This window comes from Nocardioides pelophilus (genome assembly GCF_014180685.1).
GTDB lineage: Bacteria > Actinomycetota > Actinomycetes > Propionibacteriales > Nocardioidaceae > Nocardioides > Nocardioides pelophilus.
In genome coordinates this window covers 1-2,706 of the sequence record NZ_JACEHF010000272.1, presented here as the reverse complement: position 1 = coordinate 2,706, position 2,706 = coordinate 1, and the positions used below count along the sequence as shown (strand labels likewise).

Here is a 2,706-nt window from a genome sequence, read left to right as displayed (position 1 = left end):
CGCTCGACGCCGGTCTCCTCCCGCAGCTCTCGCCAGGCCGCCTGCTCGGCGTCCTCGTCGGGCTCGACGAAGCCGCCGGGGAGGGCCCACTGCCCGGCGTACGGCTCCTCGCCGCGCTCCACGAGCAGCACCGAGAGGGCGCCGTCGCGGATGGTGAAGATCGCGAGGTCGACGGCGACTGCGAACGGCGGGTGGTCGCTCATACGGTGACACCTGCCTCCGCCATCTCCGCGACCGCCGCCGCGGTGGTCCCGGGCGCGACGCCGGCGTGGAGCCCGTCGAGCAGGCGGACGGCGAAGCCCTCCCGCCGCGCGTCCAGCGCCGTCGCCCGCACGCAGTAGTCGGTGGCGATGCCGACGAGGTCGACGTCGGTGACACCCGCGGTGCGGAGCACGTCGGCCAGCGCCGCGCCGTCGTCGGTGACCCCCTCGAAGGCCGAGTACGCCGGCACGCCCTGCCCCTTGCGCACGTGGTGGGTGACCGCGTCGGTCGCCAGCTCCGGCGCGTAGTCCGAGCCGGGTCCGTCCGAGGTGCAGTGGACCGGCCACGTCGAGACGTAGTCCGGATCCTCGCCCGGCGCCGCGAAGTGACCGCCGTTGCTGTCGTGGGGGTGGTGCCAGTCGCGCGACGCCGCGATCACCGCGTAGTCGCCCGCGTGGGCGGCGAGGTGCTCGCTGATCCGCGCGGCGACATCACGTCCGCCGGCGACCGCCAGCGAGCCGCCCTCGACGAAGTCGTTCTGCACGTCGACGACGATCAGGGCCTTCGTGCTCATGGTGCTCTCCTCTTCGGTGGTTGCCTGCGTGACGGTGAGGTACGGCGCTCCGGCCGCGACCGAGTGGGCCTCGGCCGGCAGGCTGCGCAGCGACTCGGCGGTGAACGCCCGGATCTCCTCGGTGGTGGGGTGGTGGACGGTGACGCCGTCGCGCATGACGGGGATCTGCACGGGTCGGGCGCCCCTCGGCTCAGAGGCTCGATCCGCTCGCACCTCGACCAGCGGGTCGGTCGTGAAGGTCTCGCGGACGAGCAGCCCGGCGTCGTCGTACTCGCGCCAGGCGGTCTTGTGGCCGCCGACCGAGACCTTGTCCTTCGACTTCTTCGAGACCGGACGGAGCGGACCGCCGACGGTGTCGCTGACGGCGACCAGCTTGTAGACCATGCTGGCGGTCGGGTGGCCCGAGCCGGTCGCGACCCGGGTGCCGACGCCGTAGCCGTCGATGGGCGCGTCCGCGAGCGCGGCGATGACGAACTCGTCGAGGTCACTGGTCGCGACCACGCGGGTCGAGGTCGCGCCGAGCTCGTCGAGCAGGGCGCGCGCCTTGACGGCCTCGTCGGCGAGGTCGCCCGAGTCGATCCGCACCGCGCCGAGCCCGGGGCCGGCGACCCGCACCGCCGTGCGGATGCCGTCGGCGATGTCGTAGGTGTCGACGAGCAGCGTGGTGCCGACGCCCTGCGCCTCGACCTGGCTGCGGAACGCGGCCTCCTCGCTCGCGTGGGCGAGCGTGAACGCGTGCGCCGCGGTGCCGACGGTCGGGATGCCGTAGCGGCGTCCGGCGGCCAGGTTGCTGGTCGACGCGAACCCGGCGAGGTAGGCGGCGCGGGCCGTGGCGATCGCGGCCTGCTCGTGGGTACGGCGACCGCCCATCTCGATGATCGGCCGGCCCTGCGCGGCCCTGACCATCCGCGCCGCCGCCGACGCGATCGCGGTGTCGTGGTTGAGCACGCTCAGCGCCAGCGTCTCCAGCACCACGCACTCGCCGAGCGTGCCGCGGACGGTCAGCACCGGGCTGCCGGGGAAGTAGAGGTCGCCCTCCGGGTAGGCGTCGACGTCGCCGCGGAACCGGAAGTCGCGCAGGTACGCCGCCGTCTCGTCGCCGACCACCCCCTGCTCCACGAGCCAGGCGACCTCGTCGGCGTCGAACGAGAACGCCTCGATCAGGGGGAGCAGGCGGCCGAGTCCGGCCAGGACGCCGTACCGCCTGCCCTCGGGCAGCCGGCGCGCGAACACCTCGAACACCGCGCTGTTCTGCGCCGACCCGTCGCGCACCCAGGAGTCGAGCATGGTGAGCTCGTAGCGGTCGGTCAGCAGCCCGGTCCGGTCGGTCACGATGACGCTCCTCGTTGTAGTCAAAGTGACTATAACACGCGCACCCTCGATGGTCGAGGAGGTCGCGCCCGTCGTTGGTCGAGGAGGTCGCGCCCGTCGTTGGTCGAGGAGGTCGCGCAGCGACCGTCACGAGACCCGTAGCCTCGGACCGTGGCTGACGAGCGGGAGCGGACTGAGGCGCTCGCCACCGCCTACGAGGACCGCCTGGTCGCCGAGCTGCCGGACGAACGCCGCACCCGCGGCGCGTTCTACACCCCGCCGGGCCTGGTCGACTGGATCCTCGACCGCGCGCTGACCCGGGGTGCCTCGCGGGTGCTCGATCCGGCGTGCGGCACGGGCCACTTCCTGGTCGCCGCCGCCCGCCGGCTCGGCGACGTGCGCGCGGTGCACGGCTCGGACCTCGACCCGGAAGCGGTCCGGATCGCCCGGCTGCGGCTCCAGGCGGAGGACCCGACGGTGCCCGCCGAGGAGATCGCGGCCCGGGTGCGCGTTGCGGACGGGCTCACCGCCTGGGAGGGGGAGCGGTTCGACGCCGTCGTCGGCAACCCGCCCTTCCTGGGCCAGCTCAAGCGCCGCACGGCCGGCCAGCGCGGCGGTCT

General features: G+C 73.9%; 3 protein-coding genes. 1 reads left to right on the top strand and 2 read right to left on the bottom strand.

Translation table 11 applies throughout. The features are described 5' to 3' along the window. Both H0488_RS22780 and H0488_RS24815 read right to left on the bottom strand, forming a co-directional pair. Positions 1–203, bottom strand: a 203-nt coding sequence (locus H0488_RS22780) for an NUDIX domain-containing protein (RefSeq protein ID WP_183101472.1), incomplete at its 3' end; no start/stop codon positions are given. Further along, positions 200–2,107: a nicotinate phosphoribosyltransferase gene (locus H0488_RS24815; protein WP_312856495.1), complete on the bottom strand. Its 1,908-nt coding sequence runs from the start codon at positions 2,105–2,107 to the stop codon at positions 200–202. The genes H0488_RS22780 and H0488_RS24815, both read right to left, overlap by 4 nt. A 150-nt stretch (positions 2,108–2,257) precedes the next feature. Here H0488_RS24815 and H0488_RS22770 point away from each other — a divergent pair. After that, a partial coding sequence (locus H0488_RS22770) for an N-6 DNA methylase (RefSeq protein ID WP_183101471.1) occupies positions 2,258–2,706 on the top strand: 449 nt, incomplete at its 3' end.